Source organism: Streptomyces sp. NPDC037126, assembly GCF_055605965.1.
Window position 1 is genome coordinate 36,750 of the sequence record NZ_JBVJTD010000038.1, and the last position, 14,480, is coordinate 51,229.

At 69.5% G+C, this 14,480-nt stretch carries 12 protein-coding genes and 1 pseudogene; 8 read left to right on the top strand and 5 right to left on the bottom strand.

Features of this window, described 5'->3' with window-relative positions:
* Positions 1-90: 90 nt before the first annotated feature.
* From ACZ7FF_RS41485 to ACZ7FF_RS41500, 4 genes are all read right to left on the bottom strand, one after another.
* A complete protein-coding gene (locus ACZ7FF_RS41485) occupies positions 91-2,574 on the bottom strand; it encodes a hypothetical protein (RefSeq protein ID WP_470819497.1) in 2,484 nt (827 codons plus the stop codon).
* Between the two features lie 1,232 nt (positions 2,575-3,806).
* On the bottom strand, positions 3,807-4,268 hold the full coding sequence (locus ACZ7FF_RS41490; protein ID WP_470819498.1) for a PPC domain-containing DNA-binding protein: 462 nt from the start codon (positions 4,266-4,268) through the stop codon (positions 3,807-3,809).
* 28 nt (positions 4,269-4,296) lie between these two features.
* Positions 4,297-5,286: an asparaginase gene (locus ACZ7FF_RS41495; protein ID WP_470819499.1), complete on the bottom strand. Its 990-nt coding sequence runs from the start codon at positions 5,284-5,286 to the stop codon at positions 4,297-4,299.
* A 39-nt stretch (positions 5,287-5,325) separates the two neighbouring features.
* Complete coding sequence (locus ACZ7FF_RS41500; protein WP_470819501.1) at positions 5,326-7,026, bottom strand: helix-turn-helix domain-containing protein; 1,701 nt, start codon at positions 7,024-7,026, stop codon at positions 5,326-5,328.
* A gap of 28 nt (positions 7,027-7,054) precedes the next feature.
* Between ACZ7FF_RS41500 and ACZ7FF_RS41505 the strand changes: the two genes are divergently transcribed.
* Complete coding sequence (locus ACZ7FF_RS41505; RefSeq protein ID WP_470819503.1) at positions 7,055-7,480, top strand: hypothetical protein; 426 nt, start codon at positions 7,055-7,057, stop codon at positions 7,478-7,480.
* Between the two features lie 68 nt (positions 7,481-7,548).
* On the opposite strand, the gene ACZ7FF_RS41510 is transcribed toward ACZ7FF_RS41505, so the two are convergent.
* Positions 7,549-8,307: a GntR family transcriptional regulator gene (locus ACZ7FF_RS41510; RefSeq protein ID WP_470819505.1), complete on the bottom strand. Its 759-nt coding sequence runs from the start codon at positions 8,305-8,307 to the stop codon at positions 7,549-7,551.
* A 258-nt stretch (positions 8,308-8,565) separates the two neighbouring features.
* Between ACZ7FF_RS41510 and ACZ7FF_RS41515 the strand changes: the two genes are divergently transcribed.
* The 7 genes and pseudogenes from ACZ7FF_RS41515 to ACZ7FF_RS41545 all read left to right on the top strand — a co-directional run bounded on the left by ACZ7FF_RS41515 (position 8,566) and on the right by ACZ7FF_RS41545 (position 14,246).
* A complete protein-coding gene (locus ACZ7FF_RS41515) occupies positions 8,566-9,006 on the top strand; it encodes a hypothetical protein (RefSeq protein WP_470819506.1) in 441 nt (146 codons plus the stop codon).
* Between the two features lie 388 nt (positions 9,007-9,394).
* Complete coding sequence (locus tag ACZ7FF_RS41520; protein WP_470819508.1) at positions 9,395-10,240, top strand: hypothetical protein; 846 nt, start codon at positions 9,395-9,397, stop codon at positions 10,238-10,240.
* Positions 10,241-10,398: 158 nt separating this feature from the next.
* Positions 10,399-10,599 (top strand): hypothetical protein, encoded by a 201-nt coding sequence (locus tag ACZ7FF_RS41525; protein ID WP_470819510.1) that lies wholly within the window; start codon positions 10,399-10,401, stop codon positions 10,597-10,599.
* Positions 10,600-10,850: 251 nt separating this feature from the next.
* A pseudogene (locus tag ACZ7FF_RS41530) lies at positions 10,851-11,157 on the top strand (WhiB family transcriptional regulator).
* A 194-nt stretch (positions 11,158-11,351) separates the two neighbouring features.
* Positions 11,352-11,543: a DUF5999 family protein gene (locus ACZ7FF_RS41535; RefSeq protein ID WP_470819518.1), complete on the top strand. Its 192-nt coding sequence runs from the start codon at positions 11,352-11,354 to the stop codon at positions 11,541-11,543.
* Between the two features lie 103 nt (positions 11,544-11,646).
* The gene (locus ACZ7FF_RS41540; RefSeq protein WP_470819512.1) at positions 11,647-12,012 is read left to right on the top strand and encodes a hypothetical protein; all 366 of its coding nucleotides are present in this window, start codon (positions 11,647-11,649) and stop codon (positions 12,010-12,012) included.
* A gap of 59 nt (positions 12,013-12,071) precedes the next feature.
* A complete protein-coding gene (locus tag ACZ7FF_RS41545; RefSeq protein ID WP_470819513.1) occupies positions 12,072-14,246 on the top strand; it encodes a hypothetical protein in 2,175 nt (724 codons plus the stop codon).
* Positions 14,247-14,480 lie beyond the last annotated feature (234 nt).

Consider the following 14,480-nt stretch of genomic DNA (forward strand, 5'->3'; position numbering starts at 1 on the left):
TGTTCGTCTGGGTGCCGCCGTTCTTCTTCGCCGCCTCCCGGGCCGCGACCAGGGCCTGGCGCGCGAGGTCGACCCCGCTCAGCTCGGCATTCACACGATCACCGCCCCGGCAGCCTCGCCGTCCAGCGAACGCGCGGCGAGCTCCGGCAGTCGGTTCGCCCACGGTGCGGCCGCGGCCCGCTCGGTGCGGGCGGCGGCCTGCTCGCGCAGCTGCTCCAGCCGTACCGCGAGCAGGTGCTCGGCAGTGCGCTCACGGGCGTCCTCCGCCTCCTGTGTCGCGGCGGCGACTGCGTCCGCGCCGTTCGGGTTGTGCCGGTACCAGTGGCGGCCCTGCTCCACCTTGTACGCCCGCCGGGCCTCGGCCTCGGCCTCGTCGGTCCGGCCCAGCATCGCCAGGGCGTTGCGCCGGTACTCGGCGACCGCCTGCTGGGCGGTGTGCAGGGCACCGTACGCGAGCACGGCAGCGGAGGCCCCCGGTTCGGCTTCCTGGTCAGCCGGGTCCATGGCGCGCAGGTACTCAGCACGGACGGCCGCAATGTCGCGCTCCATCGTGGAGCGCACCTCAGCGGTGACGGCCGCGACGTCGCCCGAGTCGGTCAGGCCGGCCGACCAGGCGGCCGCCACCAGCCCGGCCTCCACGATCGCCGCCTCGGTCCGGCGCCGGTAGCCGCATGCCTCGCACAGCCCGGCCGACCGCTGGAGCCCGCACTCCTCACACGGCAGGGCCCGGCGCACCGCATCGGCGGCCGCCGCCTCCTGGCGCTCGCGCTCCGCCCGCTCCCGGGCAGCCGCATCGCGGCGGGCCTGCTCCACGCGGGCCCGCTCCTGACGCCACTCGAGGTCCTCCGCCTCGATGGCGACCCGCTCGCGCAGCCGCTCCTCGAGGAGTCGGCGGCGCTCGCTGCCACTCAGGCCGGGCAGCTCCCGGTCGATCTCAGCAGCGGTCTTCGCGCGGCGGGCGCGGCGAATGTGGATCACGTTGCCGCACATCTCGCAGTCAGCGCCGGTGTCCAGCCGGATCCCGTCGTCGCAGCGCCGGTCCGTGCACGCCTGGCGCTGCACCAGGCCCCGCCGGATCAGCCACCCGTACGGCTTGTCGACCAGGGCCTCGCCGCCGGTCTCCTTCAGCCGGTCGGTGAGCCGGTCGGCCAGCAGCCGCGGCCCGCAGCCCTGGTGCTCCAGCAGGCCCTCCAACCGCTTGATCTCCGCCTCCGCGGCCGCCTGGACCTGGTCCTGCTGCCAGCCGGAAAGCTGCGCCCAAAGCCCCGCAACCGGCCCCAGCGCCACCTGCAGAGCAGAACGAGCCGGAAGGCCCACCCTCCGCTGCTGCCGCGCCTTTTCCCAGCCCACAGCCTTCGGCCGGCCACCGGCACCAGCCCCGGTAGCACGCTGCCCACCCCGCTCATCGACCGGGGACTCCTTCGGCTTTTCCCCGCGAAGCGGGCCGTCCTCAGCCACCGGCGATGCCGAAGCGGCAGCGGCGTTCTCGCCGTCGGCGGCCTGGTCCTCGCGCACGCACGCGCGCTCCGGCCGACGGCCTTCACCCCCGCGGCCTTCGCCGGAAAAGCCACTAGAGAGCACGAGAGACCCACCGTGAGTAACCCCAGAAGCGTGGAGAGCGTGGTGCTGTGCAGTTGCGGCGAGGTCTGCCGATCCGGCCATCTCGCCCCGCCCGGCACCCTCGATCCCAGTCGCCACAAGGGACTCGCCGGTCTCGCCGGACTCAAGATCTCCGGATGCAGCACCGGCGAGGTCTGAAAACACGGACTTCGCGACCCGGCGGGCCTCCCGCACGGCCATGCCGTGGGCCTTGGCGACCGGCACCAGGCGCACCCGCGACTGCGCGTTCAGGCCCGAGCCGGTCTCCTTGCGCACCACCTCCGCGACGCCCCGCTCCTGGAGTCGCTTGAGAACCTTCGCCCCGGCCGCCGCCGTGCAGCCCAGCAGCCGCGCGACCGTCGCCGCCGGACGCCCCCGGGACGTGTCCACCGACCCGGGGCACAGCTGCAGCCAGCCCGCCGAACCCGTCGTCAGCACCATCAGCAGCAGCCCGAGGCGGTCCGTCGCAGCCCCCCGGCCCGTACGCCCGGCGAGCAGCCCGGCCGGGACCACCGGCTTGTCCTTCGGTGCCCACCCCGGACCGAACAGCACCTCGCACAGGCTCAGCAGCACCGCCAGCTCCGAACGGGACAGCGCCAGAGCGTGCCGCCGGTCGCCGGCCTGCTGCGCCCGGTACATCGGGATCACCCAGCACTCCAGGCCCGTCGCCCACCCGAGAGCGTTCGTCGCGACGTTCGAGCCCAGGAACCCGGCAGCGCGCAGCTCGGGCAGCACCGTGTGTGCGACCGTCGACTGCGACATCCCCAGCCACCGCCCGAGTTCCGCGGCCCAGATCGACGTCTCGAAGTCCTTGCGCGCATCCGCCTTCGCGGTCAGCACCACCGACGCCAGCCGTGTGCTGTCCGACGCATCGGCCAGCGCCGGAGACGTCACCAGCGCGCGCACCGCGGCGAGCAGCCGGGCCCGCATCGTCTTCGTCAGCTGGAGCGGGTTGCCCAGCTCCAGCGCCACCACGGAGCTGGCCTCGACCGGAACAGCTCGCAGGGCGCGACGCCGCGCACCCCGGTCCGGCACATTCGGCGCAGCAGCGGCCGACGCCGACACCGCACTCACCAACCCACCCGGAAAAACCTGAGGACATGATTCATCTCCGGCGACCCTGACTCAGGTCACCTGTGGATAGATTCCGACGAGTGACAGCGGACCCATGAACGACGTGCGAGCCAGCGGCGGCTCGGATGCTGGGGACGAAGAGACCGCCCACAGGGACACCAGATCGTGTGATGTCGGCCACACCGGGCGGACTTTGTGGCCGCTCCGGCGGATGGAACGGCACTACACGAAGCCGCCAAAGCTGGCGACCCCGAACGAGGTCATGCACAATGACTCCAGTCGTAGGGCTCCCGCCTCGCGGCACGACGAAGCCCCTCGTGGTGCTTCTGGTTTCTAGCCGAAACCTGATTTCGAACTGTTCGACCGGCTCCCAACCGGACGAACAATCCCTTCGAAGGGCCTCCCAAAGGCCCTTCGGTGGCAGATGGGCGCTGAGCCAAGGTGACTCCCAATCACCTGATGGCTGAGCGACCAGGGGCGGCATGAAGACCTGTACGGGCGCCGCCCCCGAAGACCTAGGTCATCCCGGCCCCCTCACCCGAGGGGCGAACCGGGGTGCGCGAAGACAGCACGAACACCCCGCCGACGGACCAGCAACCGGCATGGCTGCTGACCCCACGGCGGGGTGCGGTGTGTCGGGTGACGGGTACGGGTACCCTGATCACGTCGGCACGTCCTTTCTCGCGAAAAGGGTGCTCGGCAGGCTTCCGGACCCCTCCTACAAGGTCCGTCGGCCACGTGGCCCCTCCCGGCTTGTCCAAGGCCGGTCGACGGGGCCACTTTTCTTTTTGATCAACGCTGGGGATCACCCTACCGTTCCCGCCGAACTCTGCGCGGCCCCGGGGCACACGTGTCGCAAAGCGCGACGCCCCCTGACGTCCGCTCACAACCTCGTACCTCCCTGCTGGATTCGCCCTGCAAATTCTCAACTGCGCTGCTCACGCGGCACATGCTTGTGATCCGAACAGGAATCGGTCCGGAATTCCAGAGTCTTTGCACGAACACCCTCGCGGATCCCGCGCGGCGGGCAACCACCTGCTTGGAGAGCCCGCTCCACGGGACGGCGACCGGTGCGAGAACGGATCGACGTAGCCACCTGTCAGTCCGCACCTCCGTGTTGCCCATCAGGTCTCTCACGCCCCGAAGGTCAGCAGGGGCACGTCGTAGAGGCTGGGGTTCTTGGGGCGTGTCATCACCGGCGCGGTGACCTCGACTACGAGCATCTCGACAAGGAACTGGACGCGGGCACTGAGCAGATGGCTGGTGTGGCCGGTGGCGGACCGGGCCTTCTCCCCGAGTGACGTGTGGATGTGTGGCAGGACCGAGTCTGTCTCCGGGGCGTAGGCGAGCGTTCCGCACCCCATGGCTTCCACCCCGGTCAGATGAACCTTGCTCCAGACCGGTGCTTCGGGGTCCTCGAGCTTTTCGCACGCACCGACGATCTCAGCCTCTGCGAAGCCGGCGATGAACATCGGGATGTAGCCGTGCCGGACGTCGTTCTGGCGACAGAACTCGGCAAGGGTGGGGAAGAAGTCGTCTCCATGGTCGAAATTCACGGCGAAGGTGCGCCCAGTGGTCAGTTCGTAGCTGCGCAAGACGGGTCCTTGAGGCTGGTGGGGACGGTTACGAAAGGGCACTGAAGGCCTGGGCGACCTGGTCGGTGTCGGCTGCGGTCATCAGGAGCAGTTGCAGCAGGATGCGGGCCTTGACGGGGTCCAGCGTGCTGCCGGAGATCAGACCGCGTTCGAGCAGGTCGGATTCGGAGCCGGCGAAACCGTAGGTGTGCCGGAGCACGGGGCCTGATCCGGTGCGCGTGGCGAGGACGACGGGCATGCTTTTCGCTAGATCGTTGAGCGCGTCCACGCATGCCATCGGGACATGGCCGGCTCCGAAGGCCGCGACCACCAGGCCGTCGACGTGGTCGCACAGGGCGTGCAAGAGAGTTCCGTCGTCGCCGAGGCCGACGGTGTAGACCGCGGTGCGCGCGGCAGCGATGGCACTGCGGGGATCGAACGTCAGAGAGGGAGCGGGGCGTGCCGTGATCCGCACACGGTCCTCTGCGACGTAGCCGATCGGCCCGGGATACGAGGTGAAAGCTGTGGGACTTGTTGCGTGGGTCTTGCGGATCCAGCGGGCCGCGTGGATCTCCTCAGCGAACACCACCACACAACCCGTGCCGCGTGCTTCGGTGCTGGTCGCGACACGGAGGGCGGCCAGCACGTTCGCGGGACCGTCGGCCCCGGCCATGCTGGCATTGCGCATGGCGCCGGTCACCACGACCGGTGTGTCTCCAGTAGTGAGGAGGTCCAGCAAAAACGCGGTTTCCTCGATCGTGTCAGTTCCCTGGGTGATGACTACGCCGTCGATTCCGTCGGATGCGAGCGTCTCCACCAAGACGGCGAGCTCAAGCAGGTCGGCGAAGGACAGCGAGGCACCAGGGAGTCGGCGGAAGTCGTGAACCTCCACCGCGATGCCCGTTTCGGCAAGGTCCGGTACGGCTGCCACGAGGTCGTCGGCTGACAGCGTCGGCGTTGCCCCGCCGTCTGTCTGGGCGGTCATCGCGATGGTGCCGCCAAGAGAGATCACTGCGCCGCGTGGGGCGTTGTCGGCCATGGTCTGCTTCCCCTTCGTCGACAGTAGGTGTGGTTGCGGTCAGTGGTCGGCGCGGAGAGAACCCACGTACGCGCACGCGGCATCGATGCCAGCCGCTGAGACGAGCCGGCTGCGGGACTGGACCAGTCCGGACGAGCCGTACCGGGCGAGCTGGCCGCACCGCTCGATTAGCCAGGACCACGGCAGATCGAGATAGTGGGCGAGAGCACGAAGCCGTCCGGCAGGCGTGGGTGCAGCGGTGAACGAGTCCGCGTTGACGTCGCGCGCCGCGATCGTGAATTCCCTGACCACCGAGGACCGGGCCGTCACATCGACATGCCACATTCCGTCCCCGCGAACCCAGTTGGCGATCACCGCTTCCCTGTCGGGAGCAACTACGAAGCCTTCGACGGCTTCGTATGCGGGATCAGCTGTGAATTGGGCGTGGATCCCCAACGACTCCATCAGCGCCACGGCCAAGAACAGCAGGATCCGTTCGTAGCGAGGCGAGGAACGGACGACGTCCTCCGGGGTGCAGAACGCTCGGGTGCTCGTAGCGCCGAGCGCCCTGGTGGTCTCCCGCAGGTATGGGAACTTGTGATCGAAGATCAGCCATGCACTGGCCTCCTCCCCTCGCTGCTCCCGGGTCCAGAACGCGGGCAGCGCTGGCAGGTCAGGGAGTGCACGAAGGATGTGGCGGGCGCAGAAGTCACTGCCAAGCCACATGTGGGCCACGGTGTTCAGCCCGGGCGCGGCTTCCCGGCTGACCGCCGAAGCGGACAGCCGCTCGTAGGCCTTGAGATCGCTGCGTGTCTCGGCAAGAGCCTGGTCATCGGCCTGTAGGGCGTCGTCGTAGTTGCTTACGGCCCACAGGAGGCTGTAGGTGAGGTCATCCAGCTCGTAGGCGGTGGGAGCGGTGACTTCGTACGCACCGCCAGTCCTTGTGATCTTGGTACGGGCTGCGCGACCGTCGAGAGCGTAGAACCTTGAGACGTCACCGGTGTCGACCGCCCCGACCAGCAGACCGCGATGAGGTCGTGACAGGAACTCCTCCACGCGTTGCTGGTCAGGAATGGACACGATCACCCGGCTCCCCTCGATGCGGGCGGGGTGCACCTGCAGCGAGAGCTGGGAGCCGAGCATGGCACGCCCTCCGGGCAGGAGGGCGTGCCAGTCGACACCGAACTCGGGAGCCGGGCGGGACAGTCGAAGGCCGGACCAGTTCGCGGTCACGCTTCTGGCGAACCCGAATGGGTCATCTGCGACTGTCGCGGACACCGGCAGAGGGAAGCCGGTCATCGCCACTGCACCGATTCCCGCCCCGGCGCGCAGCAGCGCGCGTCGGTTGAGTGCCACGAGCACCACCGTTCCATCGTCTAGACGTCGAGGGACGAAGATCCCCGCATCGTCCGACGGTGCCGCCTCCGACAAGACCGTGGCCAGCTCCAACGGTGTATCGGATACATGGGATGCCACATCGGATACATGGCCCGGCCCGGAGACACTCCGGTTGATCTCGTGCCACAACTCGATTAGGAACCCGTCAGCGCCAAGCGCCTGGTCGATGAGTTCTATCGTGCCCAGGTCCTTCGGGGGGCGGTCGCCGTTCTCCCATCGCTGCACCGTGGAGTGGGAGACGTAGGTCTTGGTGGCCAACTCCCGCATGGACATACCGCGCGCGTCGCGCAGCTCCCGGATCGTGTAACCAAGACGGTGCTGGGGCGAATGATCCGGCGTCAGCACATTCGGCCGCTGCCCCATTTCGGGCCCCCTCCATGTATCCAAGTCCGTGTATCCGGCCGACGGATACACGGCAACCGTAGAAGTCACCACAGATCACGCCTACACCTGGAGTGACGGCTCCACCAGCCGCAATCCACAACTGCCTCTCCAAGAAGGCGAGATGACCCAACTTCGCCATGCCCACAACACGCCACACGGTCTGGCCGATGCGCATGGTCGGACCGTCGACTTCATGCGGACAGAGCTGGGCTCGACTCACGCCTGCCACTGCACGAGAGCTGCCACAGGCTCCCGACCGCGCGGCAAGCCTGGCGCCATCGTCATACGCGTTGCCACAGTTCTGGCCGCTGGTCTGGTCGCGTCGGTGCTGCTCATAGTCATCCGCGACATCGTCACCACCATGGCCAGCACCGGTGTCACGGGTCTGATAGTGCGAGCCCTGCTGACACCCACCAACCGACGAGAGCGGTGAGCATGGTGTCCCGCCAACCGCACCGAGCGCGCTTGGTGCGGTTCCGCTCAAATGCTGGGCTAACGGCTTCACGCGCCGAACTCGTATTCAAGAACGTACGCCGCCGAGTCCATGGTCATCTCGTTGATTTCCACGGCTCGTCCCTCAGCGTCGAACGCTGTGCGGGCCAGCTTGATGACGGTCCGGTCAGTTGGGATAGCCAGACGAACTGCCTCTTCGGCAGACGGCATACGTACGCGAATCTCTTCGCGGAAGCGCGCTGGAGCATGGCCGAGGTCGGCAAGACGGGCGTAAATGCCGCCCGGACCCGTGTCGGCCTGCGTGATAGGCGAGCCGGCCACCAGTGGCTGAGGGAGGTAGGACTCAGCGACCATGACCGGGCGTCCTTCCACGACGTACCGACGGCTACGCACGCAAACCGTCTCGCCGGGTGCCAGACCAAGTGCATCAGCGATGTGCTGAGGCGCGATTACGTCCTCCTGCACCGTGATTTTGTCGACATCTGGAGAGCGCTGGTCGTCTGCAGACCAGACCGTCTGCCCACTTCCCCACAGGCCACGGTCCAGCCGCTGGATGCCGCGGCGCCGAATGGGATGGAAGGAGATAACGCGAGCGCCAGCGCCCTTCTTGGTTTCGATGAGACCTTCGGTCTGCAAGATCTTCAGTGCCCTGCGGGCTGTGAGCGTGGCGACGTCGTACTGCGTGGCCAGCGTGTTTTCTCCTGGCAGCCGATCGCCGGGGTTGTACTCGCCCCGCTCAATCGCCGTTCTCAGAGTGTCAGCGATCTGCTGAGCCTTGGTGCGCTGTGCGCCCGTCTCGTCTGCCATGCGTCTCCCTACCTCGGTAGCGATCCTAGGGCGGCTTACTACCGACGCACCTCGAGGGACCCGCCAATCTGGCCTGGAATCGCCCACGGAGCCTACATCGATACCGCAGTTGTTGACATCGGTACCGAGGGTGGTTGTACTGAAAGCGCCACCTCGGTACCGAGGTGGCCGAGGCGCCGTCTCGTGACTGCTTCGCCCTGCCCAGCCGCCATCGGGACGCCTCCCGAGACCCTCCACCTCCGAGAGGAGCACCACCACATGAACCCGATCTCCGCCCCCGCCGCTGGCCTCTCCGAGCAGTTCGACAGCGAGACCCTCGCTCTGCTGGACGCCATTGAGGTGCCGCTACCCAAGTTCGGCGACGTGGACCTGGACGTCGTGTTTGGTACGCCGCTGGAGATGCACGAGTTCGTGACCCCGGGTGAGCTGGTCCGTTTCGACGCCGCGGCCGACCTGCGGGGCGGCCGCACCAAGGCGCAGGACGAGGTCGGACTCGAGTTCGCGGCCCGCAGGGACGCAGCCCGGGACATCGTCGCGGCCGACCCGTCAATCACCGAGCGCGTCCGCGAGCGCCTACTGGAGGCCCTGGAGCCGTCGATCGCCGCATGGATTCGAGAGGAGCTGATGGGCGCGGCCCGGTCGCTCGGCACGCAGTTGCTGCGCCCCCTCCCCACCTTGCCGCTGCCGGTCGCGGCCTGATCCCTCCCCGCCGGGTCCCTCACGGACCCGGCTTCCCCACCCGGAACCGCCCCCAGGGCGGCGCCGGATGAGGGAGCCGGACCCACGGTCCCCTACACCGCAGGAAGTCGTCCGCCCTTCGGGGCGGCCGGAGTAGTCCTCAGCTCGCTGAGGGCGCGAGAGCACCACCGCAGCAGATCGCCACCTCGGTGGCCGGAGTCCAAAGCCCTAGCCACCCCGGTGGCCGGAGCCCGAGGCACCTCTAACTCCTCCGCCCATGGTCTGCAGCGAGTACCACCCCGCAGCGCTGATGCGTTGTCTGTCCTTCAGGACGCCGGTTCGCCGTGCGGCCTGGAGGGCGGAGAGAGCACCTGCGATGCACTCCTGCCACTTCGTAGAAGGAGCCCTCATGCCTACGCGACCCCGTGACCTCACCGCTCAGAAGCGTCCGCGCCGAGCCCGGTCCCGCGCCATCAGCACCCTCCCCCCGCTGGTCGTCTCCACCCTCAAGCCGCACGAAGTCGACCTCGCCTACTCCACGATGGTCTGCCCCACCTGCCGCACCTGGGTGCCGATCAGCACGCCGCACAGCGCGCGACCCAAGCTGGTCCCCCACCACACGGAGAAGGCCGGCACCGAAGACCCGATCCGCTGCCCCGGCAGCCACCGCTTGGTCACCATCAACCTCACCGTCGACCAGTGGTTCCGGCGGCTGGAAGAGGGCCTCACCCAGACAGCTGGCCGCCGCTCCACCCGCGTGATCCGCAAGCCGAAGGCCGGTGCGGCCCCCGCCGTCATGCAGATCGTCGGCGGCACCGTCGACGACAAGACGGCCCGCAAGCTGGACGAAGCCCACGTCCGCGGCTGCTCCACCTGCTCCATCAAGGACGACAACGGGAACATCCTGCGCGCCGCCGACCTCACCTCCCGGTGCACGGACGGCCGCCGCCTCGCCCAGCTCGCCGCGCACACCAAGCGCCTCGCCCCCGCCCGCCGCAAAGCACAGATGGACCGCGAGGACTGGAACGACCGCCGCGCGTGGGGCCTGCGCCTGCTGCACGAGCAGCAGTGGCAGAACGTCTCGGAGTCGGTCGCCGACGCCGACCTCCGGCGCGTCCGCGACACCTTGGCCGCGCTGATCCAGACGCTCAACCCGCGCAAGGTTGACGCCCCGCAGCTCACCGACTGGGAGCGCGCCGACCTGATGAGCGCGATCACTCTCCTGGCGATGCAGGAAGAGCAGCTCACCCGGTAGGACTGCACGACGAACGACCGTGGCCCCGGCCATCCCGAGTGATCGGGGAGGCCGGGGCCGCGGCTGCTCGTACGAACAGCCTGAACAGCACGACAGCCCCGGCGACTTGGAACCCCCGGGGCTGTCCAGGACCTGACTTGGAGGACCTGATGCACAGCATGACACGAACCATCCCCGCCTCATCGAACGGCCTCTACGACGCCATGGAGGCCGAGGACAACCGCCGGGGCCCGAAGCCGGACGAGACCGAGGTCTTCCACCGGCTGGTCCGTCACCTGGTGGCCGACGGCGACGCGCGGGCCGCGCTGGCCGGCCGCCGCGCCCGCCGCACGCTCTTCGAGATGGAGACGGTCCGGTGAACGCCGTCCTCAGCCTGACCGACGCGGAGCGCGCTGAGCTCTCGCGCAAGAACGCTGAGCAGAACAAGCGGTCGGAGAACAACCGCCGTTGACTTCCCCGGCATGCCCGTCGGCCCCGCCCCTTCCCGTGCGGGGTCGGCGGAGAGCGCCGGAAGCTCACCCCCGCTCCGGCCGTCTGGCCGCAGACATGCGAACAGCCCCAGGGATTGCGCCCCTGGGGCTGTCTCGTACGGACCTTCTGGGAGGCCCTGATGAACCGCTCCATCGTACGTACGACCTACGCGCCCTCCGCCGACCTGCCGGTCAACACCGACTGGCGGGTCGCCTCGGCCTGCAAGGACGAAGACCCCGAGCTGTTCTTCCCGATCGGCAACACCGGGCCCGCCCTGCTCCAAGATCGAGGAAGCGAAGGCCGTGTGCCGTCGCTGCCCGGTCATGGAGCGCTGCCAGCAGTGGGCGCTGAAGAGCGGCCAGGAGCACGGCGTGTGGGGCGGCACCGATGAGGACGACCGGCACCGGATGAAGCGCCGCGCCGCCCGCAAGCGTGCCGACGCCTGACCGCCGGACGGGAGCGGCGGGCAACTTCTGACCCTCCCCGCAGCACTGCCACCTACCGGCCGCCCGTACCGCGGGCGGCCGGTCTTTCGCACGTCTCCAGCCCGGGAAAGCCTCGGGCTCCCTTCCCCCCGGGAGAGTTCATGGACTGCACCACCCCGACCGTCACCGGTATGGCCCGGCGGTTGCCGACATCGCTGTGCACGCACACGCCGAAGTGCCCGTTGGCCACCAGCTCGGACCGCGAGGCCGCCCGCGTCGTGGCCGGCCACCCGGAGCAGGGCTGGAGCCTGCTGTGCAACGGCGTCCTGCTCTTCGAGGACACCGGCGAGCTGCTCCCCGACGGCCAAGTCGTCGCCCCGCACCGGCTCCTCGCGGTCGTGGCCTGACGGTTGCCTGATCTGCCCGTACCGACCGCTGAAGCTGGCGGCCGGTACGGGCGGTGACTGGGAGCCGGACAGTCCGGACCGCGTGACCCGTTAAGGAGTTGCCGTGCGCGACAGCGCTCAGAGCACCATCCCCGCGATCAAGTTCGAGCGGGGCCAGTTCGTCCTGTACCGCGACCCGGAGAAGTTCTGGACCGGACAGACCGGCCACACCTTCGTCTGCCGCGTCGACCGGGTCTGCCTGGGCGACACCTACGACCTGACCCCGCTGCCCAACGGCCGCCCGATCTACTACGCGAACCCCGACTACATGCGACTGCTGCCGGCCGTCGACGCGATGCGCGACATCGACACTGCGCCGCTGAACACCGACGGCGCGGCCGACGACATGACCGCGGCCGCCCTCGCCTGGCTCACCCAGCAGCACGCGACCGCCAACCAGCGGCCGGAGCTGCCCGCCCAGCGCGACTGACCGAACCACCCGTGAACCGCCGCCCCGGCCGGGGCGGCATCGACCTGGAAGGAGGCGGCGTGGCCGCCACTCGAACCCGCAACAAGAGGCCCACCGCCCGCAAAAAGCCGGCGGCGCAGTCCCGTCCGGCTCCGCAGCCCACCGCCTCCACCACCCCCGACGCTCCCCCGGCCCCGGCCGGAACGATGGAGACGGAGATGGACTTCGAGGCGCTGGCCCGTGTCGCGGACGCCCGGGACCGGGCCGCCGACATCATCGACACCGCGCGCGAGCACGGAGCCGCCCTCCAGGCGGAAGCCGAGATGGCGGCCGCGCGCACCGTCTCCGACACGCACGAGCAGGTCACCGCGCTGATGACCGAGGCGCAGAGCCGCGCCGCGAGCATCACCGCTGACGCCGACCAGGAGGCCACCGCCCAGCGCGCGGCGGCGAAGAACGACCTGGAGGCGGCGCGCGACGAGGCCGACCGGCTCCTGGCCGACGCGCGCGACCGTGCGGAGACCCTCGTCAAGGAGGCCCGCGCGCAGGTCGCCGACCTGACCGAGCTGGCCGCCACCGACCGTGAGGCGACCGCCAAGGCGGTTGCCGAGCTGCGGCGCCTGGCGGAGGCCGATCTCACCGAGATCAGCGCCCTGGTCGACCAGCGCCGCACCGAGGCCGGGCAGATCCTCGCCCGCGCCCAGGAGCAGGCCGACGAACTGGTGGCCGCGGCGCAACGGGAGGTCGAGCAGGCCCGCGAGCGGTTCGCCCGGCTCGCGGCGACAGCGGCTGAGCAGTACGACGGCCGCCGCGCTGAGGCGGAAGCGCTGTACGCGGACGCGGTCAAGGCCGCCGACGACCGGCGCCGCGAGGCCGACCAGCACGTCGCCGCCGCGCACACCGAGGCGGAGCAGGCCCGCACCGAGCTGCGCGAGCAGCTGCGCAAGCTCACCGACCAGTTCGACGCGGAGGCCGCCATCCGGCGCAAGGCCCTCGCCGACGAGCTCGCCGGGCTCAAGGCCGCCTGCGACAAGCAGCGCGAGCGGCTGCGGGAGGAAGCCAAGACCGTCGCCGCGCAGTTGCGGGAGGCCGCGCAGAAGGAGGCCGACCGCATCACCACGGAAGCGCAGCGCAAGGCCAAGGGCATCACCGACCGGGCACAGGCTGACGAGGCCCGCGCCCGCCGGCTGCTCGATGAGGCCCGCGAGGCCAAGCGGGCCAACTCCCGCTGGCGCGGCTGGCACCAGAAGCTCAGCCGCAAGGCGTGGAAGACGGCTCCGTGGATCGCGCTCGCCGCCGGCGTCGGGCTCGCCGCTTCCGGTGAGTACGAGCTGGCCCGCATGGTCGGCATCCACCCGTACGTCGCCCCGCTGCTGCCGGTGTCCATCGACGTCTACTGCGTCACCGCGTTCCGCACCAAGAAGGACATCGGGGCGGCGCTCGCGCTGATGGCGTCGGCCAACGTCGTCTTCCACCTGTCGGAGCAGGCGCACCTCGTACCCGAAGGCGCCTCGGCTCCGTGGTGGCTGACGACGTTCGTCGTGCTGATCTTCGTAGCCGTCATCTGGCGCGTCCACTCGCTCATGCACGACGCCGGTACGGACGGACACGGTGGTACGGACACGGCAACCGGAACGGACGGACGTACAGGTACGGCCGCTCGTACGGACGGCGCGGCCGGTACGCAGCACGCCCGTACAAGCCCCTCCGGTACGGACTCGTACGGCGCGTCAGCCGATACGGTCCCCGCTCGTACGGCCCACGGCACCGCTCGTACGGAACCTGTACACGGCACCCTGCACCACCCCGCCCCGGCGGAAACGAATGCGGGCCTGAACAGCGCGTACAGCGGCCGTACAGGCGGCGTACAGGCTGCCTCGATCGGGGCGGCGCGTACTAGTACGGAGCACTCCGGCCGTACCAGCGCCGCCGTGTACGAGGGCGGAGGGCGTACCAGTACGGTCACCGCCCGTACGACCTCGGCTGACGGCGCTCCCGTCGCGCGTACCAGTACGACGGACGCCCGCACTCGTACAAGCGGAACGGCCATCGCCGGGCGTACCGGTACGGCCACGCCCGCCCGTACGGACGCCGAACTGCTCCCGCTCGTACAGGAGCTGCCACGTGAGACGGACGGCTTCGTCAACATCAGCCGCGTCCGTACCGAGCTGTCCGTCAACCAGCCCCGCGCGATCCGGCTGCTGAAGGAGGCCGGCCTGCTGCGTCCCGAGGACGCGGACAAGTACCTGACCTGATCAACCGTCCGGCACACACCAGTGAGGGCCAGCCCGCTCGAATCGGGCTGGCCCTCGCTGCGACTGCCGGAAGCAGTCGACAGCCCCACCAGTACACCAGGAGGGAATCCCCGCCGTGAACAGCAACAACGACCCGAACTACTCCCCACTGCGCGACGTCGCGCAGAGCCCGGAGGCAACCGCCCGGTACCTGGCCGACGTTCAGCGGGTCCTGCTGGACATCGGCAAGAACCT

Bases quoted from the DNA above. Each gene is read 5' to 3' on its own strand.
- ACZ7FF_RS41515 (WP_470819506.1), top strand. From the start codon at position 8,566: ATGAACCCGATCTCCGCCCCCGCCGCTGGCCTCTCCGAGCAGTTCGAC.
- ACZ7FF_RS41520 (WP_470819508.1), top strand. From the start codon at position 9,395: ATGCCTACGCGACCCCGTGACCTCACCGCTCAGAAGCGTCCGCGCCGA.
- ACZ7FF_RS41500 (WP_470819501.1), bottom strand. From the start codon at position 7,026: ATGGGGCAGCGGCCGAATGTGCTGACGCCGGATCATTCGCCCCAGCAC.
- ACZ7FF_RS41510 (WP_470819505.1), bottom strand. From the start codon at position 8,307: ATGGCAGACGAGACGGGCGCACAGCGCACCAAGGCTCAGCAGATCGCT.
- ACZ7FF_RS41525 (WP_470819510.1), top strand. From the start codon at position 10,399: ATGACACGAACCATCCCCGCCTCATCGAACGGCCTCTACGACGCCATG.
- ACZ7FF_RS41495 (WP_470819499.1), bottom strand. From the start codon at position 5,286: ATGGCCGACAACGCCCCACGCGGCGCAGTGATCTCTCTTGGCGGCACC.